Source organism: Streptomyces umbrinus (assembly GCF_030817415.1).
GTDB classification, from domain to species: Bacteria; Actinomycetota; Actinomycetes; order Streptomycetales; family Streptomycetaceae; genus Streptomyces; species Streptomyces umbrinus_A.
This window is the reverse complement of record NZ_JAUSZI010000002.1, coordinates 1058138-1075143: the sequence shown is the minus strand read 5'-3', so window position 1 is coordinate 1075143 and position 17006 is coordinate 1058138. Positions and strand designations below refer to the sequence as shown.

The following is a 17006-nucleotide window of genomic DNA, read 5'->3' as shown; positions in this document are numbered from 1 at the left end:
GGACAGAGCCCCGGAATCGCCCACCATGGCCCGGCCGATTGCCCAGACTTGCTCCTGATTCCACTGAAGAGCAGAAGGGACCGCGCGCATGGCCGACACCGCTCTCCTCGTGATGGACGTCCAACAGGTCATCGTCGACATCGCCGACGACGGCTCCGGATATCTGACGCGCCTGCGGCAGGCGATCGACGGCGCCCATGCGGCGGGCATTCCCGTGATCTACGTGGTCATCGGGTTACGGCCGGGGCAGCCCGAAGTCAGCCCGCACAACAGGGCGCTCACCGCTGCCGTGGAGGCCGGCCTCTTCGCCGAGGGAGACCCCGGCACCGAGATCCACCACGATGTCGCTCCTCAGAAGGGCGACATCGTGGTCACCAAGCGGCGGGGGAGCGCGTTCTCGGGCAGCGACCTCGACCTGGTGCTCAGGGCGCGTGGCATCGACAGCCTTGTTCTCGCCGGCATCGCCACCAGCGGTGTCGTGCTGTACACCCTGTGCCAGGCCAACGACCTGGACTTCGGGCTGACCGTCCTGTCGGACGTCTGCCTGGACACCGACCCCGAGGTGCACAGGTTCCTCACCGACAAGCTGTTCCCGCAGTGGGCGGATGTCGTCGCCGTCGAGGACTGGCTCAAGGCTCTCGCACCGGGACAGGAACCTGTGTCCGAGGGGTGAGGGGCGAGCCCGTTGTTGCCGGGTGGCGAGGCTATGCGTACGGCCGGTCGCCCGCGATGGCGACCCGTTCCGCCACCCGAGGGTGCGGTGCGTAGTCGTTCACCGCGTAATGCTGGGTCGCGCGGTTGTCCCAGAAGGCGACATCGCCCGGCTGCCACTGGAACCGCACCTGGTACTCCGGCACATGGGCCTGCTGCGTGAGGTAGCGCAGCAGCCGGTCGCTCTCCTCGCGGTCCATGCCGGTGATCCGGGTGGTGAACGAGGTGTTGACGAAGAGCAGTCGCCGCCCGGTCTCCGGGTGGGTGCGCACCACCGGATGCTCCACGGGCGGAAAGACGTCCTGGAGCGGTACGAGCCGCTCGGGCGGGTAGAAGCGGGCGAAGCCGGGGATGAAGTCGTGCACGGCGGTGGCCCCGTCGACGCGGTCCTTCACCTCCTGCGGCAGATTGTCGTAGGCGGCGGCCATGTCGGCCCACATGGTGTCCCCGCCGAGCGGCGGAACCTCGTGCAGCTGAAGCACGGCACCGAGCGCGGGCCGCTCGCGGAAGGTCACATCGGCGTGCCAGACGTTCTCGAAGGTGGGCGCGGATCCACTGCCCTTGTCGAAGCGGACGACATCCTCGCTGGAACCCTGGGCGAGCAGCGGATTGGTCTCCAGCTCGCCCCACTGCCGGGCGAAGTCACGCTGCTGCACGGATGTCAGCCGCTGGCCACGGAAGAACAGCACCTTCCACTCCAGCAGCGCCCGGTTCACCTCCTCGCGCAGCGCGTCTCCCAACGGCCGCGCGAGACTGAGGCCCCGTATCTCCGCCCCGATCGTGCGCCCTTGGGGCACCACCTCGAAGTGTTCGTACGGGCGCTCCTCCCGCCCCTCGGGCAGGCGGCGCAGGACACGCGCGCCCTCGTACATCCCGCCCTCGGGTACGCGGGCCTCGCGCAGTGTGATCTGTGGTCCGGCGCTCATGACAGTCATGGCTTCCAACTCCTCATGCGTGTACTTCCGGTGGCAGACGGCAGGTTGCTCAGGAGACGTGCCCTCGCCTGCCGCGAACGGAGGAGTTCAGCGACGCGGTGCGACCATGCACCGGGAGTCGTCCGGGCCATGAGGAAGTGGGAGTCGATCCGGACCGTGAGGAAGGAAGACCGGCACTGTCAGGGCGGGGGCGCGGCGAGCGACGGCTCGGCAACTGCCCCGCTAGCGGCCTGAGCGCTCGCACCCGGTCCGATCCGGGACGCGCAGCGGCCCCGTCGTGTCGAACCAGTGTCCGGTCATACGGATGAGTGTGTGAGTTCCGCCGGGCGCTGTCAACATGGCATCGCGGGTCAGCCTGTTGTCCGCAACGGTGTGGTGGCCGGCGGTGTTGTGTTGTCCGCCGGGCGGCGGCCGCGTCCGGCCGCCGCTGTGCCACCTGCCTGCACCCCACGGTGGGGTGAGACGTGTCACCCCGACGAGGCAGTGGTCAGGCAGTGACCGGCTCCTGCTCCGCGGAGTTGTCAGCAGCAGGCGTCTCGGCCGCCGTGTAGAAGACGGACGAGCCCTGCTTGGTGCGCTGGACATGGCCCTTGGCGACGAGCCCCTCCACCGTGGTGCGCACGACCTTGGGCTTGATGTCGCGGTCGGGGTGGGCCTGGGCGAGTGCGGTGCTGATCTCCGCGGAGGACCGCGGTTCGGACTGCCGGCCGAGGTGGTTGTGGATCAGCTCCACGAGGGTGGGCAGCTTCGCCGCAGGTGCGGACGCCTTCGGCTCGGCGGTTTTGGCTGCTGCCTTCTTCGGCTTGGCGGCAGTCGCCTTCTTGCGCCTGCCCGACTTGGTCTCGGTCGAGGCCTGTCGCGGCAGCGAAGGCTTGGCTGCCGTGACACCCTCCCCCTCGCTCGAACCGGCTTCGAGGCTCTCCGCGCCCAGCGTCCGCTGCAGGTTCACCAGCAGGGACTGGTCGTGCTGCAGGGCACTCAACTGCTCCTGAAGCGCGGCCACTTCGGCGCCGATACGTTCCTGTTCCTTGGTGTTGCGCTCAAGGTCCGCAGCCACCTGAGCGGCGTACTGCGTCTTGAGTTCCGTGGTCGCTGACTCGACTTCGGACATGGCAGCTACCTCTCCTCCTGCATTGTGTGGTGCTGACGCCGGATGGTACTCGCATCATCCACGCCATGATCCTCACTCTGACCAGGCTTGTCCGGCGGATTCATGACCCGGACACAACTGCCTTGGGCTGCATATGCCTGGGGAAGAGTGCACTCAGGTGGCGTCAGCACCTCCCTCACGTGCTGTCTCAATTTCAACCTTCAAGGTGAATGCGAAGTCGCCTGACACTCGTGCCGAGTCGGTCTGTCATGTGTGTGGAACGGAAAGGGCCGGCCCGACGCTGTTGGCGTCGGGCCGGCCCTTTCCGGTGGTGCGGTGCACCTCCATGGACGGTCAGTCCGTACCGGACTCCATGGCGGCGCGGTCCAGCAGCGCGTCCTCCTCGGAGACCTCGCCGCGGGAGGCGATGGCCTCGGCGCCGCCCTCCGGCATCTCCGGCATGGTGCCGATGAGGCCGGTCGCGGCGGCCTGGGAGGCGCCGATCGCGGGGCTGCCTGTGCCGATCAGGCCGAGGCCGACGTACTGCTCCAGCTTGGCGCGCGAGTCGGCGATGTCGAGGTTGCGCATGGTGAGCTGGCCGATCCGGTCCACCGGGCCGAACGCCGAGTCCTCGGTGCGCTCCATGGACAGCTTGTCCGGGTGGTAGCTGAATGCCGGACCCGTGGTGTCGAGGAGCGAGTAGTCCTCACCGCGCCGCAGCCGCAGTGTCACCTCACCGGTGACGGCCGCGCCGACCCACCGCTGCAGCGACTCGCGCACCATCAGCGCCTGCGGGTCCAGCCAGCGGCCCTCGTACATCAGCCGGCCGAGGCGCCGACCCTCGTTGTAGTACTGGGCGAGGGTGTCCTCGTTGTGGATCGCGTTGACGAGACGCTCGTAGGCGGCGTGCAGGAGAGCCATGCCGGGGGCCTCGTAGATGCCGCGGCTCTTGGCCTCGATGATGCGGTTCTCGATCTGGTCGGACATGCCGAGGCCGTGCCGGCCGCCGATGGCGTTGGCCTCCATGACCAGGTCGACGGCGGAGTCGAACTCCTTGCCGTTGATCGTCACCGGGCGGCCCTGGTCGAAGCCGATCGTCACGTCCTCGGTGAGGATCTCGACCTCGGGGTCCCAGAACCGCACGCCCATGATCGGCTCGACGGTCTCCACACCGGTGTCCAGGTGCTCCAGGGTCTTGGCCTCGTGGGTGGCACCCCAGATGTTGGCGTCGGTGGAGTACGCCTTCTCCGTGCTGTCCCGGTAGGGCAGGCCGTGGGCGAGCAGCCACTCCGACATTTCCTTGCGGCCGCCGAGCTCGGTCACGAAGTCCGCGTCCAGCCAGGGCTTGTAGATCCGCAGGTGCGGGTTGGCGAGCAGGCCGTAGCGGTAGAACCGCTCGATGTCGTTGCCCTTGAAGGTGGAGCCGTCGCCCCAGATCTGTACGTCGTCCTCCAGCATCGCCCGCACCAGCAGCGTGCCGGTGACGGCGCGGCCGAGGGGGGTCGTGTTGAAGTACGCGCGCCCGCCCGAGCGGATGTGGAACGCGCCACAGGTGAGCGCGGCCAGGCCCTCCTCGACCAGCGCGGCCCGGCAGTCGACCAGGCGCGCGATCTCCGCACCGTAGGCCTGCGCACGGCCGGGCACCGAGGCGATGTCGGGCTCGTCGTACTGGCCGATGTCGGCGGTGTACGTGCACGGGACGGCGCCCTTGTCGCGCATCCAGGCGACCGCGACCGAGGTGTCGAGTCCGCCCGAGAAGGCGATGCCGACGCGCTCGCCGGTGGGCAGGGAGGTGAGGACCTTAGACATAGGAAGAGTATGCACGATGGCGCATGATCATACAAAGCCGGTGTGGCGCAGCCCTCTGTCGCTGGTCGGGAAAGCCCAGGACGGCCCGTGGACCGCGGATGCTGTCGGGGGCCCGCGGTGATGTCAGAGCGGCCGCGCTGAGGTCAGGGGGTGAACGTGTCCGTGAGGCGGATGTTGTAGCCGTCCTCTTCCATCAGGACGACGGTGACCCCGAAGGGCGAGGGGTGGTCCATCTCCAGCGGAGTGAACGAGAAGTCGACGGCGGCCCGGATCGGCGGGACCAGTTCGCCGCCCGGCTGCGGCTCGGGCGCGGGAAGCCAGTGGGGCGCGGCCGACGCCTCGCCCTCGGGGGAGTGGGGCGAAGCCTGTTCGGTGTACGGGAGCTGGTGGAGCACGTGGCCGCCGTCCTTCGTGGCGTGCACCATGTTCAGGCAGGGCGCCGGGCCGGTGACGGGCAGCTGACAGGCGGTCGCGACGTCGTGGGTCTCCCAGACGAGGACGACTTCGTCGGCTCCGGCCGCCGCGGCGATGTTCGAGAGCTGGGCGATACCGGTCTGCGCGTCCCGGCCGGCGCTGGTGGGGCGTACCCGGATCAGACCGACGAGTTCGCCGCGCACCAGCGGCATGATGACCGGGCGGGGCACCGCCCCTTCGCAGAGACCCGCGGTGTACGCGTTCTTCATCGACTCGACCAGCGTGTCCCAGATCTGCGTGTCCACGAACTTCCCCTTACCAACGACCTGTTCACGATCACGCCGACCCTGTCACGGCAGCCGCTCCGCCGCCAGCGGCCGTGGACAGGGCCGCCGGAGTCGCTGCGTCCGTGCCGTGCGGTAGGAGCCCGTGCACAGGGGAAAGCCCCGACTGGACGGGGGAGACCAGCCGGGGCCGTAGGCCGTGGCGTGCGGAGGGCGGTCGCCTCTCGGCGGGGTGCTCCATGGGGCTTCAGCCGAACGATCGTCCCCATGGGCTTGAGGTGAGGCCCGGGGACACTGTCCCCTCCGCAGCCACATACAGATGAACGGCCGGCCGTCCCCGCTTGTTCCGTGAGGGGGGCCGGGCACCTTGTGAGTTGGGGCACTCAAGGGCGCGCCGGCATCGGCGCGCGCCTCACCGACGGCGCGTCCGCCCGGGCGCTCAGGGCGTGCCCTGCGCTCTCGCCACTGCGACCAGTCCGGACCGGTGCATGACCTGATCCACGGTTTCGATGAGCGAGTTGCCTGCGGGAATCACGGTCTCGATGTCGCCCGGCAGGAGGTCCAGCGGCCGGTACCAGTCGCGCAGTTGATTCTCGCCGACCGTGTGGGCGATCGGTTTGGTGGCGTGTCGGGCGAGGGTCTCCTCGAAGGGGACGTCCAGGTAGAAGCAGTGGGCGCGGTTCGGGTGGTCGGCCAGGAGCCGGGCCGGCATCTCGCCGTAGCGCGCGACGTACAGGATGCCTTCCAGCACGGTGTGGAAGCCGTGTTCGAGGGCGTGCCGGACGGTCAGATCGATCAGGCCGATGTTCGCGCCGCCGGGGATGTCGCGCTCGCGCAGCACATCGCGCCGGAGGGTGTCCTGGCTCACCACGGCGAGACCCCGCCCATACCGCTCGCGCAACCCGGCGGCCACCGAACTCTTGCCGCTCGCGCTGTTGCCGCGCAGCACCACCAGTTGCGTGGGGGAGGAGACCCCCGTCATCGGGGGCACCCTACCGATATCGCCTTCGCTCCCCGGCAACACGTCTCCGCTCGGAGTGCGAGCCGGCCGACCGTCCAAATGCGCTTGTCCGTCGTCGCGGCAGCGCACTACCTTGCCGAGGTGGATCTCTTCTCACGCTCCTGGACGGCGTTGCGCGCGGCGGTCGCCGAGCTGTCGGACGAGGACTTCGCCCGGCCGTCCGGCTGTACCGGGTGGCTTGTGCGGGACCTGGTGTGCCACCTGGTCATCGACGCTCAGGACGTCCTGATCACCCTCGTGACTCCCGCCGAAGGGGAACCGACCCGCGACGCGGTGACCTACTGGGACATCGCCGAAACGCCACCGACCGGCGACGACCCGCTCGACGCGCTGACCGTCCGGCTGGCCGCCGCGTACGGGGAGCCATGGCTGCTCAAGTTCCACCTGGACGACGTCGGCTCCGCCGCCGGTCGCTCCGCCGAACTCGCTGACCCGGGGCTCCGGGTAGGCACCCGCGACCAGGTCCTCACCACGGGCGACTACCTCTCCGCGTACGTCCTTGAGTGGACGCTGCACCACCTCGACCTGGTCGCACACCTCCAGGACGCGGCAGAACCGCCCGCAGAGGGGCTCGCCCGGTCCCGGGAGATGCTGGAGAAGATCGCCGGGTCCGCGTTCCCCGCTTCGTTCTCCGACAAGGACGCGCTGCTGGTCGGCACCGGACGGCGTGCCCCGACCGACGCGGAGAACACCGAACTGGGCGAACTGGCCGCGAAACTCCCGTTCATCCTCGGCTGATCGTGTGCCACGAGATCCGTTAATTCCATTCAATCGTCGTGACCCGAGAAAACGATAGAGCGATCCTCGCGACCGCTTGCACAATCCTCTTCCGTCTGGGAGCAGGAGGACCGGCCGTGTGCTGCAATTGAGGTATGTACCTCGACGAGCTCCGCGACCTGCTCGTCCGGCACGCGCGGCCGGACTGGACCACTGCCATCGACGGCGTACTGATCTCGAAGGTCGACCGCTCGGATCCGCCGTCGCTGTCGATGTCCGGCACGGTGCTGGCAGTCATCGCCCAGGGCGCGAAACGCCTCGCGCTGGGGGAGCGGGTGTACGAGTACGGGGCCGGGCAGTACCTCGTCACCTCGGTGGATCTGCCGGTCACCGGGCATTTCACCGAGGCCACTCCGGAGCACCCGGCGTTGGGGTTCGGGCTCATGCTGGAGCCGTCCGCCGTCGCCGAGCTGCTGTTGCAGGCGGGGGCGGGAGACATTCCCCGCTCGGGCGGCAGCGCGCCGCCGGGCATCGCTGTCAGCGACGCTCCCCATGCGCTGCTCGACGCCGTGGTCAGGCTGTTGCGCCTGCTCGACGAGCCACGCGACCGGGCGGTGCTCGCGCCGCTGGTCAAACGCGAGATCCTGTGGCGCCTGATTGCCGGCGAACAGGGCGGCATCGTGCGCCAGTTGGGCCTGGCCGACAGCAGCCTCAGCCACATCGCGCGGGCGGTGCGATGGATCCGTGAGCACTACGCGCAGCCGTTCAGGGTCGAGGACGTGGCTCAGCTGTCCGGCATGAGCGTCTCCGCGTTCTACCGCAACTTCCAGACGGTGACCGCGATGAGCCCGATCCAGTTCCAGAAGCAGATCCGGCTGCAGGAGGCCCGACTGCTGCTGGCCACTCACCCCAACGACATCACCGGGGTCGGCCAGCGCGTCGGCTACGACAACCCGTCGCAGTTCAGCCGGGAGTACCGCCGCCAGTTCGGCGCACCACCCAGCCAGGACGCCGCCGACCTGCGCCGCTCCGTACGTACCCCCGCGGCCGCCCTGCCCTGACAGGTTGCAGCCCAACAGAAGAGGATTGTGCAAGGAGGCGGGAGAATTGTTCTTCTTTCCTCCCGTTTCAGAGTGCTTCCATGAATGAGTCGGATTTCCCCATGGGATTCCCTATCGGATTCCCCGGTGAGGAATTGCAGATCCACTCAAGTGCAGGAGGCACGACATGAAGGTCGCCATTGTCACCGGTGCCAGTTCCGGTATTGGTCGGAGCGCGGCAATACAGATCGCCAAGCGGGGGGTCGGAGTGATTCTGACCTTCAGCGGCAACCGGCAAGGGGGCCTGGACACCGTGGCGGCGATCGAGAAGGAGGGCGGTACGGCTGTCGCGCTGCCGCTGGACGTCGGTGAGAGCGGCAGCTTCCCGGCCTTCCGCACGTCCGTGGTCGACGTGCTGCGCGACACCTGGGGGCGCGACAGCTTCGACTACCTCGTCAACAACGCCGGCTTCGGGCAGATGGCGATGTTCGAGGACACCACCGAGGAACTGTTCGACCGGTTCATGCGGGTCCTGCTGAAGGGTCCGTACTTCCTGACCCAGACGCTGCTGCCGTTGATGGCCGACGGCGGAGCCGTCGTCAACACGACCAGCAACTCCGCGATGACGTCCGGTCTGGAGCCCGGCTACTCGGCGTACGCGTCGATGAAGGGCGGCCTGATCGTCCTGACCCGCTACATGGCCAAGGAGTTCAGCGTGCGGGGCATCCGCGTCAACGCGGTCGCACCGGGTTCCACCCGCACTCGGATCTCCGACGACGCCTTCGAGCGGTTCCCCGAGGTGATCCCGGCCCTCGCGGCGAAGACGGCATTCGGGAGGGTCGGCGAACCCGACGACATCGGCCCGGTGATCGCCTCCCTGCTCTCCGAGGAGAGCCGTTGGATCACCGCGCAGAACATCGAGGTGTCCGGCGGCTTCAACCTCTAGTGCTCCAGTGCGGCAGCCAGGTTGCTGACTGGGCTGGTGGGTTGAGGGCGCTTCGAGCAGGTGGCGGGTCTCCGGGACGGGCCGCCTGATCCGGTCGCGGCCGCGGGCGGGCGACGATGTCGGCGCGTCCGTCCTGGCCGTCAGCACCACTTGGCATCCCGTGTCCGCCGGACGGGCAGCCGGTACCAGGTCGGATCCTCAAGAACGAGCTCAGGTGCGGGGCCGTCCATCGGCGATGATCGTGACGAGGGTGTCGACAAGTTCATCGGCGGACGTGCGCCAATTCCCGGTGCTGAAGTGGCCGCTCAGTTCTGCGCTGATGATGCCGCTGACGCCTGTGAGGAGCAGAGCGCCGTACCGGTGCAGGTCCTGTTCGTCGACGAGTTCGGAGGCGATGGCCAGGAATTCGTCCTGAGCGCGGCAGGAGGCGCGGATCATCGTGGCGGGGTCGTCGCCGCCCGGGGGGCCGAACATCTGCCGGTAGTGGTGAGGGTGGCGGCGGCCGATGGAGACGAGCGCGGTGAGGGCGCCCCGAAGCCTGCCGGACGGGGTCCCGCGCAGGGCTGCGATCTCGTCACCGAAACGCTCCCAGTCCTCTGCGGCGACGGCGACGAGCAGGCTCTCCTTGTCGGCGAAGTGTCCGTAGGGGGCGCCGCGGCTCACACCGGCCCGTGCGCCCACATTCCGCAGGGTCACCGCTTCAGGGCCGCCCTCGTCGAGCAGTTCGGCGGCCGCGTCGAGAAGGGCGCGGCGCGTGGCGGCGGCGGACTCTGCGCGACTGACCATGCCCACATATTACAGATGACAGTGTCACATCATTGGCTTGACGTTGTCACATGAAACCTCTTACGGTCATTCATGTGACAACGTCATGCGAGTGCGAGGAACCGGGCAGCTCAACCGGCACGTTCCTACGCGCCACACAGGAGTGACGCACCTTGGATCTGCAACTCGTCGGCAAGGACGGCTGCATCGGCGGGCCGGCGGCGTGCTGCCTGCTATTGCCTGCCCCCATCCACAGAGACCCTCGGGAAAACAGACGGCGAGAGAGCAAGGTGTGATGATGAATTCGGACGGCACAACGGCGATCGCACGACCCGGACGTTTGGGAGACCACACCCAAAGCCTGCGCACCGACCCACGCACCGATCCACGGGTCGTCGAAGCACTGGCACCGTTCGGCCTGGACGACAACGTCGCACTCGCCCCGCTCCGTCCCGACGCCCCGCGGGAGCAGTTACTCGAGTTCGTCACGGCCGCCGAGACCGGGACCGAGGAACTCCTTGCCGCGCTCGTCGACGGCCTGGAGCCGATAGCAGGGCTTGACCACCACACCGAGACGATCACCGGCCCGGCCGGCAACGACATCCAGCTGTACGTGACACGGCCCGCGGAATCCTCTGCCCCGTTGCCCGGGATCCTGTACCTGCACGGTGGCGGCATGGTGATGCTGAAGGGCTCGGGTCCGATCTACGCACGGTTCCAGGACGAGCTGGCCGCCACCGGTCTCGTCGTCATCGGCGTCGAGTTCCGCAACGGTGGCGGCGTACTCGGTCCGCACCCGTTCCCGGCCGGCCTCGACGACTGCGCGGCAGCGCTCGACTGGGTGCACGAACACCGCGCGGAGCTGGGGATCTCCACACTCACCGTCGCGGGTGAGTCGGGTGGGGGAAACCTTGCGCTCGCGACCGCCATCCGTGCCAAGCGCGAGGGCAGGCTCGCGGCCGTGGACGGTGTCTATGCCATGGCGCCGTCCATATCGGGTCTCTACGGCAGCAGCGCCGGGGATCGTGAAGCGGCGTTGCCGTCGCTCGTCGAGAACGACGGGTATTTCATGGCGTGCGACGGGATCGCGGTCTTCGCCGAGGTCTACGACCCCGGTGCTGAGCACGCCACCGATCCCCTCTGCTGGCCCTACCATGCGTCGGTCGAGGACCTGTCCGGACTGCCGCCGCATGCCATCTCCGTCAACGAACTCGACCCGCTGCGTGACGAGGGGCTGGTCCACCACCGCCGTCTCGTCGAGGCCGGGGTCGAGGCCGTGTCACGAACCGTGGCCGGGACGTGCCACGCAGGCGATCTGATGCTCCGGTCCGCCATCCCGGAGATGTACGACGCGACCGTGGAGAGCGTGCACCGTTTCGCTGCCGGCCTCTGAAAGTGACGTCACCGGTGAAACAGGAGAAACCCAGTACCTGTCCGCCGCCCTACCGGCTTGTTGGTACTCCAGCCTGACTTCGCAACCTTGTCGCGGACCCGGCTGGGAACGGGTACGGCCACCGCGTGACCATCGGAGGTTGGTTGGACTCCCGAAGATCGTGCGGTGGCCGCGGGCCATGGCGTGGACCATGTCCGCCGGCGGGCGATGTCCGACCGGGCCATGGTCCGGATCGCGGGACGGTTCGGCCGAGTTGACCCCCGGGCGAGTGCTCGCGCCCACCTGCTCGGGTTGCTGTCGGCTGTCGAGCGGAAGAACTGCCGGCAGCCGGCCGGACAGGCCGGCCTGGCACGACCCCAGCCCGCCTGGCTTGGGAAATGATCGCCGCCGCGCTGGAGGAGGCACGCGGCATCGGTTACGTGACGGCCGTCGCCTGCTCGACGCGGGTGCGGATCAACCACTGTCGCACCCCGGTCCACGCGGACACCGCCGCCGACGCGGCCCCGAACCCGTCCCCCGATCCGCACCCCCCGGCCGGAAGTCACCTGTGAACACGCCTGCCCCATTGATGGGGTGGCGTATCGCGGCCTCTGTGGCCGTTTGCCGGGCGGCGCTCGGCCACCGGCATGGCTGGCGAGGGGGTTGGGGAGCGTGCAGCACTCCAGAAGGGTCAGAGGCCGCAGAGGCGGTTCCAGAGCGCAGTTGAGCGGGTTGTCAGGTGCGGCGGCGCTGTTCGGTGTCGCCGCGCTCGTCGTCTCGGCGGTTCCTGCCGACGCGGCGACAGCGGGGGCACCGCAGCCGCCGAGCCCGGGGGAGGTGATACCGGGCCAGGAGACGCGGACACCGGCGCTCGTGCGGGACATCCGGGAGCAGGCGCCGCCGACGGGCAGCGCGGCGGGCGCGGCCCGCACCTACCTGGACGACAAGCAGAGCCGGTTCCGCATCGCGGATGCGCAGCGCGATCTCGTACCCGCCGGGACTGTCACCGCCAACGGCCGGGAGACTGTTCGGCTCCAGCAGGAGCACCGAGGCGTGCCCGTCCTGGGCGGTCAGTACGTCGTCCGCATGGAGAAGAAGGACGGGGAGCGGGTCGTCACCGGCACCTCGGGAAAGTACTTCACCGCACTGCGCACCGGCACGACGCCCGAGGTCGGCGAGGAACTCGCCGTCGAGCGTGCCGTCGACGCAGTCCTCGCCGAGCTCGACGAAAAGCACTTTGCCGCGAAGCTGCCGCGCGAGGGCGACGAGGACGAGTGCCCGCTCACCGGTACCGCCCGCGGGCTCGTCGTCCTGCCCACCGGAGCAGGCGTCCTCACCCAGCGGGTCACCGTGCGCGGCATCGACCCGGCGAGCGGTGAACCCGTACAGCGCGAGGTCTACATCGACGCCCGCGCCGGATATCCGGTTCTCCAGTACAGCGGTATCAAGACGTTCGGCGCCCTTGGCCCGGCGGCCGGGAAGCCGGCGGCGGGCACCGCGCCGAAGCGGGCGCGCGCCGCGGAGAAGGGGTTCCGGCGTCCGGCTCGACGGCACGACCGTCGCCCTCGACGTGGAACTCGACGAGGCGCGCGGCGAATACGTACTGCGCGACCGCACCCGAATACCCGGCGACGACTCCATCGACAACGTCCTGTCCACCTGGGACGCGCGCGGCAAGTGGGCCAGTGACGTGGGCGGGCAATGGCCCGACGGAATCCAGGAGTTCGGCTCGCCGACCCCCGCGTTCGGCACCGAGGCCACCGAATCCGGAGCCGTCGACGCGCACTGGGCGGCCGGGCAGGTCTACGACTACTTCAAGAACAAGCACGGCCGGAACAGCCTCGACGGCCGTGGCATGACCATCAACTCCCTGGTGGGTATCACCGATTCCGGGCAGTCGTACGTCAACGCCTTCTGGGACGGCCAGAAGATGGTGTACGGCACCGGTGACGCCGAGTACCGCCCGCTCTCCGCGAGCATGGACGTCGTCGGCCACGAGATGACCCACGGCGTGATCGAGCACTCCGCGAACCTCGTCTACGCGGGCCAGTCCGGCGCCATGAACGAGGCGATCGCGGACTACTTCGGCAACGCGATCGAGACCGACGCGTACGACATCCCGGTGACGGACCCCGACGCGGGTCTCCTCGGTGAGCGGCTCTGCCGCACGAAGACTCCCCGGGAGTGTGCGCTGCGCGATCTCAACGACGGGCGGAACGCGGCCAAGTCGTTCCTCGGCGTCGGCTTCGCCACCGACAACGGCGGTGTCCACCTGAACTCGACCATCTTCGGCGGGGCGCTCTGGGACGCCCGCGAGGACCTGGGCGCCGAGGTCACCGACCGGATCGCCTACAAGGCCCTGACCGAGTACCTCACACCGCTCGACGGCTTCACCGAGGGACGGGCCGCCGTGCTCGCGGCCGCCCAGGACCTGGGCATCCCGGCGGCCGGCCAGAAGGCGCTGCAACGCGCCTTCACCGCCCACGGAATCGTGCCCGGCTGGGAGCCGGCCCTCGGAGTGGACTCCGACCCGCTGCTCGACCGGGTCAACACCACCCGTACGAACCTGGGTGCGGGCGGCGGCTGGTGGGCGGCGTCCAAGTCCGACGAGGAGGGCTCGGAACCGTACTCCGTATGGGCCGGACGCGCCGACGGCGAGGGACAGCTCAAGCTGATGAGCCCCAACGACGGCCGCTACCACGTCAATCCGGCGACCGACGGCAGGACGGTGGTGTGGCAGGCACACGGCTCCGACGGCGTCGACATCCTGGCCAGACCACTCGCGGGCGGGCCGGTGAAGGTGCTCTGGCACGGCAGGGCCGTGGGCAGTTCGGTGGACGTCGACGGTGATGTCGTGGCCTTCGACTACCAGAACTACGGCGGGCGTCAGGGCGTGGCGTATCTGAGTCTGAAGGACCCGACGAACAAGGTGACGACCGGCGGGGGGACCTACCACCGGGCGTACTCCTCGTCGGCGAGCAATGGCAAGGTCGCCTATCAGGAGCGGCGACGGGTGCGCGCCGAGTACGCGCTGAACACGGTCGTCGTCGATGTCGCGACCGGCGAGAAGAAGGAGATCCAGACGGCCCCCGGCGGCACGAGCCTCGGTCCGACGGCCATCAACGGCTCGTACGTCTTCTGGCTTCTCGACGAGGGCACGGCCGAGGGCAGGACGGCCCTGCGCCGCGCCGCGCTGGACGGTTCCGGCGTGGTGGACCTCAGCCCGCAGACCGGGTCCGACGCCCTCAACGCGTACGACGTGACGGTGTCCGAGGACGCGGTGACGGTCGGCACCTACCTTCCCGACACCGAGATCCGCAACGAGTCGGTTCCCAAGCTCCACCAGTTCGCGGCGGGCGGCTCGCCCGAGGAGCCCGGCACTCGCAAGGGCCGCGTCTCCTGCAACCGCGGCGAGCAGTCGTCGGCCGCCGCGGTGGCGGGCAGCCAGGTGGTGTGGCTGGACGCGGCGACCGGCGTCACCGACGTGGTGACCCGCACCCGCGCGACGGGCCGATGCGGCTGACCGCCCGCTGTCAGTCGCGCCAGCGCCGGGCCCGTACGGGACAGGGAATCGTCCGGCCGATCACCGAGTTGACGTGTCAGTAGCCGAGATCTTCAAGGAGCCGACATGTCCGATGAACCCGTCGTCCGCGGACTCCGCCTGGTGGTCACGGCGGCCGACTACGACGCGGCGCTGCACTTCTACCGCGATGTCCTCGGTCTGCCCGAGCAAGGCGCGTTCGCCTCCGCCGACGGACGGGTCACCATCCTCGATGCCGGTCGCGCCACCTTGGAGATCGCCGATCCCAACCACGCCGCCTTCATCGACGAGGTCGAGGTCGGCCGGCGCGTGGCCGGCCACATGCGGGTCGCCTTCGAGGTCGACGACTCCGTGGCCACCACGTCGAAGCTGGCCGCCGCCGGGGCCCAGGTGCTCGCCGAGCCGACGCGTACCCCCTGGAACTCGCTGAACTCCCGGCTGGAGGCACCGGGCGATCTCCAGCTGACGCTCTTCACGGAACTCGGCGACCAGGCCGGGGGCTCGGGGGTCCCCCGCTGATGTTGGGAATACCGCTGCGGGGTCCCCTGTTGTACAGCACAGAATGACATGCCTCCGTCAAATCGAGGAGGCAGAGGTGCCGTCGCCTTTCGGTGGACGGCTGTGAGGAAGGAAAGCCCATGAGGGTCGGCATTCACCCCGTTTCCCGCCCGGTCGTCTACCGGGACCGTGCCGCGGACGTCGCGTTCCTCACCCGTTCGACCGCGGACTCGACGAGGACGATCGAATGGGAGGACGGCAACACCTACCCGGTGATCGATGTGGAGGTGTCGTCGGCCAGCCACCCGTTCTACACGGGGAACTCGCGGGTCATGGACAGCGCGGGCCGTGTGGAGCGGTTCGAGCGGCGCTACGGACGTGCGGCGTCACTGACCCGATGACGCGCGGCCGGCATCCGAGCAGGAGGAGAGCAGAGCCATGAAGGTGCGCAAGTCGTTGCGCTCGCTGAAGTCCATGCCCGGGGCGCAGGTCGTGCGCCGACGGGGCACGGTGTTCGTGATCAACAAGAAGAACCCGCGCTTCAAGGCCCGCCAGGGCTGACGTACAGCGAGTAGGCGCGTACAGCGTGTGGGCCGCCGGGCCCGGCTTCCCCTGAGGGGAAGCCGGGCCCGGCCTGCTGTGCGGGGGGAGTACCGGTCATCACAGGTTGCCCAGGCGGGCGTCCCGCCACAGGTCGACGCCGCCGTCGGTGGCGTACTTGTCGATCTCGGCCAGTTCCTCGCTGCTGAAGTCGGGGTTCTCCAGTGCGGCGACGTTCTGCTCCAACTGCTCGGGGCGTGACGCGCCGATGACGAGCGAGGTGACGCGTTCGTCCCGCAGGGCCCAGGCGAGGGCCATCTGGGCCAGGCTCTGACCGCGACGGGCCGCGATGTCGTTGAGGGCGCGCAGCCTGCGCAGCATGTCGTCCGACAGCCACGTGGTGTCGAAAGAGGTCCCCTGCGCCGCTCGCGAGTCCTGCGGGACCCCGTCGAGGTAGCGCCCGGTCAGCAGCCCCTGGGCGAGGGCCGTGAAGCCGATGACCCCGAAGCCCTCCTCCTGCGCGGTGTCGAGCAGGCCGTCGGTCTCGACCCAGCGGTTGAGCATGCTGTACGACGGCTGGTGAATGAGGAGGGGCGTGCCCAGATCCCGGAGGATGGCGGCCGCCTCGCGGCTGCGCTCGGCGTCGTAGGAGGAGATGCCGACATACAGGGCCTTGCCCTGGCGGACGGCGGTGTCGAGCGCCCCCATCGTCTCCTCGAGGGGAGTGTCGGCGTCGAGCCGGTGGGAGTAGAAGATGTCCACGTACTCCAGCCCCGTACGACGCAGCGACTGGTCCAGCGAGGCCAGCATGTACTTGCGGGAGCCGCCGCCCTGGCCGTAGGGGCCGGGCCACATGTCCCAGCCGGCCTTGGTGGAGATCACCAGCTCGTCCCGGTACGGCGCGAGGTCCTGCTTCATCAGCCGCCCGAAGTTGGTCTCCGCGGCGCCGTACGGCGGACCGTAGTTGTTCGCGAGGTCGTGATGGGTGATGCCGAGGTCGAAGGCGCGCAGAGCGATCGCGCGCTGGCTCTCGAAGGACCGGTCGTCCCCGAAGTTGTGCCAGTAGCCCAGGGACAGGAGGGGCAGGTCGAGCCCCGAACGCCCGGTGCGCCGGTAGCCCATGGTGCCGTCGTAGCGGTCAGGATTCATGACATGGCTCATCGAGTGATCTCCGGGTGGTGCGGTACGGGACGGACCCATCGGACCCATCGGGATCGCGGGGATCCACCTGCCCACACTGCCCCCGCCTGATCCCGAAGTCCAACAGCTCCCCGCCATGGGATTGAGCGGTGCCGTTTCTGAATCGGAAGGGCGCTACTCCGG

At 69.1% G+C, this 17006-nt stretch carries 18 protein-coding genes; 11 read left to right on the top strand and 7 right to left on the bottom strand.

The features are described from left to right. The first annotated feature begins 88 nt into the window (after window positions 1-88). On the top strand, window positions 89-673 hold the full coding sequence (locus QF035_RS05510) for a cysteine hydrolase family protein (RefSeq protein ID WP_307518614.1): 585 nt from the start codon (window positions 89-91) through the stop codon (window positions 671-673). A gap of 31 nt (window positions 674-704) precedes the next feature. On the opposite strand, the gene QF035_RS05505 is transcribed toward QF035_RS05510, so the two are convergent. The 5 genes from QF035_RS05505 to QF035_RS05485 form a co-directional block, all read right to left on the bottom strand. After that, window positions 705-1637: a TauD/TfdA dioxygenase family protein gene (locus tag QF035_RS05505; protein WP_307530902.1), complete on the bottom strand. Its 933-nt coding sequence runs from the start codon at window positions 1635-1637 to the stop codon at window positions 705-707. 496 nt (window positions 1638-2133) lie between these two features. Further along, window positions 2134-2757 (bottom strand): BlaI/MecI/CopY family transcriptional regulator, encoded by a 624-nt coding sequence (locus QF035_RS05500; RefSeq protein WP_307518612.1) that lies wholly within the window; start codon window positions 2755-2757, stop codon window positions 2134-2136. Between the two features lie 333 nt (window positions 2758-3090). Continuing rightward, on the bottom strand, window positions 3091-4545 hold the full coding sequence (argG, locus tag QF035_RS05495) for an argininosuccinate synthase (protein ID WP_266756234.1): 1455 nt from the start codon (window positions 4543-4545) through the stop codon (window positions 3091-3093). Window positions 4546-4688: 143 nt separating this feature from the next. After that, complete coding sequence (locus QF035_RS05490; RefSeq protein WP_307518610.1) at window positions 4689-5264, bottom strand: hypothetical protein; 576 nt, start codon at window positions 5262-5264, stop codon at window positions 4689-4691. A gap of 418 nt (window positions 5265-5682) precedes the next feature. Then, window positions 5683-6225 (bottom strand): AAA family ATPase, encoded by a 543-nt coding sequence (locus QF035_RS05485; protein ID WP_307518608.1) that lies wholly within the window; start codon window positions 6223-6225, stop codon window positions 5683-5685. A 120-nt stretch (window positions 6226-6345) separates the two neighbouring features. Here QF035_RS05485 and QF035_RS05480 point away from each other — a divergent pair, with 120 nt between their 5' ends. The 3 genes from QF035_RS05480 (at window position 6346) to QF035_RS05470 (ending at window position 8967) form a co-directional block, all read left to right on the top strand. Beyond that, window positions 6346-7002, top strand: coding sequence for a maleylpyruvate isomerase N-terminal domain-containing protein (locus tag QF035_RS05480; protein WP_307518606.1), 657 nt, complete (start codon window positions 6346-6348; stop codon window positions 7000-7002). A gap of 134 nt (window positions 7003-7136) precedes the next feature. Further along, window positions 7137-8042 carry an AraC family transcriptional regulator gene (locus tag QF035_RS05475; protein ID WP_307518605.1) on the top strand — a complete coding sequence of 302 codons (906 nt, stop codon included), beginning with the start codon at window positions 7137-7139 and terminating at the stop codon, window positions 8040-8042. Window positions 8043-8208: 166 nt separating this feature from the next. Continuing rightward, window positions 8209-8967: an SDR family NAD(P)-dependent oxidoreductase gene (locus QF035_RS05470; protein WP_307518604.1), complete on the top strand. Its 759-nt coding sequence runs from the start codon at window positions 8209-8211 to the stop codon at window positions 8965-8967. 210 nt (window positions 8968-9177) lie between these two features. Here QF035_RS05470 and QF035_RS05465 read toward each other — a convergent pair whose 3' ends face one another. Further along, entirely contained in the window at window positions 9178-9753 is a 576-nt protein-coding gene (locus QF035_RS05465) for a TetR/AcrR family transcriptional regulator (RefSeq protein ID WP_307518602.1), read from the bottom strand. 319 nt (window positions 9754-10072) lie between these two features. On the opposite strand from QF035_RS05465, the gene QF035_RS05460 reads away from it, so the two are divergent. The 7 genes from QF035_RS05460 (at window position 10073) to ykgO (ending at window position 15704) form a co-directional block, all read left to right on the top strand. After that, on the top strand, window positions 10073-11125 hold the full coding sequence (locus QF035_RS05460; RefSeq protein ID WP_307518600.1) for an alpha/beta hydrolase fold domain-containing protein: 1053 nt from the start codon (window positions 10073-10075) through the stop codon (window positions 11123-11125). Window positions 11126-11502: 377 nt separating this feature from the next. Further along, window positions 11503-11676 (top strand): hypothetical protein, encoded by a 174-nt coding sequence (locus tag QF035_RS05455; protein WP_307518598.1) that lies wholly within the window; start codon window positions 11503-11505, stop codon window positions 11674-11676. Window positions 11677-11827: 151 nt separating this feature from the next. Next, complete coding sequence (locus QF035_RS05450) at window positions 11828-12793, top strand: hypothetical protein (RefSeq protein ID WP_307518596.1); 966 nt, start codon at window positions 11828-11830, stop codon at window positions 12791-12793. Further along, window positions 12675-14627, top strand: a complete 1953-nt coding sequence (locus QF035_RS05445) for a M4 family metallopeptidase (protein ID WP_307518594.1) — start codon at window positions 12675-12677, stop codon at window positions 14625-14627. Before QF035_RS05450 ends, QF035_RS05445 begins: the two co-directional genes overlap by 119 nt. Before the next feature lie 105 nt (window positions 14628-14732). Next, the gene (locus QF035_RS05440; RefSeq protein ID WP_307518593.1) at window positions 14733-15164 is read left to right on the top strand and encodes a VOC family protein; all 432 of its coding nucleotides are present in this window, start codon (window positions 14733-14735) and stop codon (window positions 15162-15164) included. Window positions 15165-15283: 119 nt separating this feature from the next. After that, on the top strand, window positions 15284-15544 hold the full coding sequence (locus QF035_RS05435) for a type B 50S ribosomal protein L31 (protein ID WP_307518591.1): 261 nt from the start codon (window positions 15284-15286) through the stop codon (window positions 15542-15544). A 37-nt stretch (window positions 15545-15581) separates the two neighbouring features. Further along, on the top strand, window positions 15582-15704 hold the full coding sequence (gene ykgO, locus QF035_RS05430; protein ID WP_055617363.1) for a type B 50S ribosomal protein L36: 123 nt from the start codon (window positions 15582-15584) through the stop codon (window positions 15702-15704). Window positions 15705-15803: 99 nt separating this feature from the next. On the opposite strand, the gene mgrA is transcribed toward ykgO, so the two are convergent. Further along, the gene (gene mgrA / locus QF035_RS05425) at window positions 15804-16844 is read right to left on the bottom strand and encodes an L-glyceraldehyde 3-phosphate reductase (RefSeq protein WP_307518589.1); all 1041 of its coding nucleotides are present in this window, start codon (window positions 16842-16844) and stop codon (window positions 15804-15806) included. Between the last annotated feature and the right edge of the window lie 162 nt (window positions 16845-17006).

What these genes read in the sequence shown, in the direction of transcription:
- QF035_RS05510 (WP_307518614.1), top strand. Translation starts at nt 89, where the DNA reads ATGGCCGACACCGCTCTCCTCGTGATGGACGTCCAACAGGTCATCGTC.
- QF035_RS05505 (WP_307530902.1), bottom strand. Translation starts at nt 1,637, where the DNA reads ATGAGCGCCGGACCACAGATCACACTGCGCGAGGCCCGCGTACCCGAG.
- QF035_RS05500 (WP_307518612.1), bottom strand. Translation starts at nt 2,757, where the DNA reads ATGTCCGAAGTCGAGTCAGCGACCACGGAACTCAAGACGCAGTACGCC.
- argG (WP_266756234.1), bottom strand. Translation starts at nt 4,545, where the DNA reads ATGTCTAAGGTCCTCACCTCCCTGCCCACCGGCGAGCGCGTCGGCATC.
- QF035_RS05485 (WP_307518608.1), bottom strand. Translation starts at nt 6,225, where the DNA reads ATGACGGGGGTCTCCTCCCCCACGCAACTGGTGGTGCTGCGCGGCAAC.
- QF035_RS05475 (WP_307518605.1), top strand. Translation starts at nt 7,137, where the DNA reads ATGTACCTCGACGAGCTCCGCGACCTGCTCGTCCGGCACGCGCGGCCG.
- QF035_RS05470 (WP_307518604.1), top strand. Translation starts at nt 8,209, where the DNA reads ATGAAGGTCGCCATTGTCACCGGTGCCAGTTCCGGTATTGGTCGGAGC.
- QF035_RS05465 (WP_307518602.1), bottom strand. Translation starts at nt 9,753, where the DNA reads ATGGTCAGTCGCGCAGAGTCCGCCGCCGCCACGCGCCGCGCCCTTCTC.
- QF035_RS05455 (WP_307518598.1), top strand. Translation starts at nt 11,503, where the DNA reads ATGATCGCCGCCGCGCTGGAGGAGGCACGCGGCATCGGTTACGTGACG.
- QF035_RS05440 (WP_307518593.1), top strand. Translation starts at nt 14,733, where the DNA reads ATGTCCGATGAACCCGTCGTCCGCGGACTCCGCCTGGTGGTCACGGCG.
- QF035_RS05435 (WP_307518591.1), top strand. Translation starts at nt 15,284, where the DNA reads ATGAGGGTCGGCATTCACCCCGTTTCCCGCCCGGTCGTCTACCGGGAC.
- ykgO (WP_055617363.1), top strand. Translation starts at nt 15,582, where the DNA reads ATGAAGGTGCGCAAGTCGTTGCGCTCGCTGAAGTCCATGCCCGGGGCG.
- mgrA (WP_307518589.1), bottom strand. Translation starts at nt 16,844, where the DNA reads ATGAGCCATGTCATGAATCCTGACCGCTACGACGGCACCATGGGCTAC.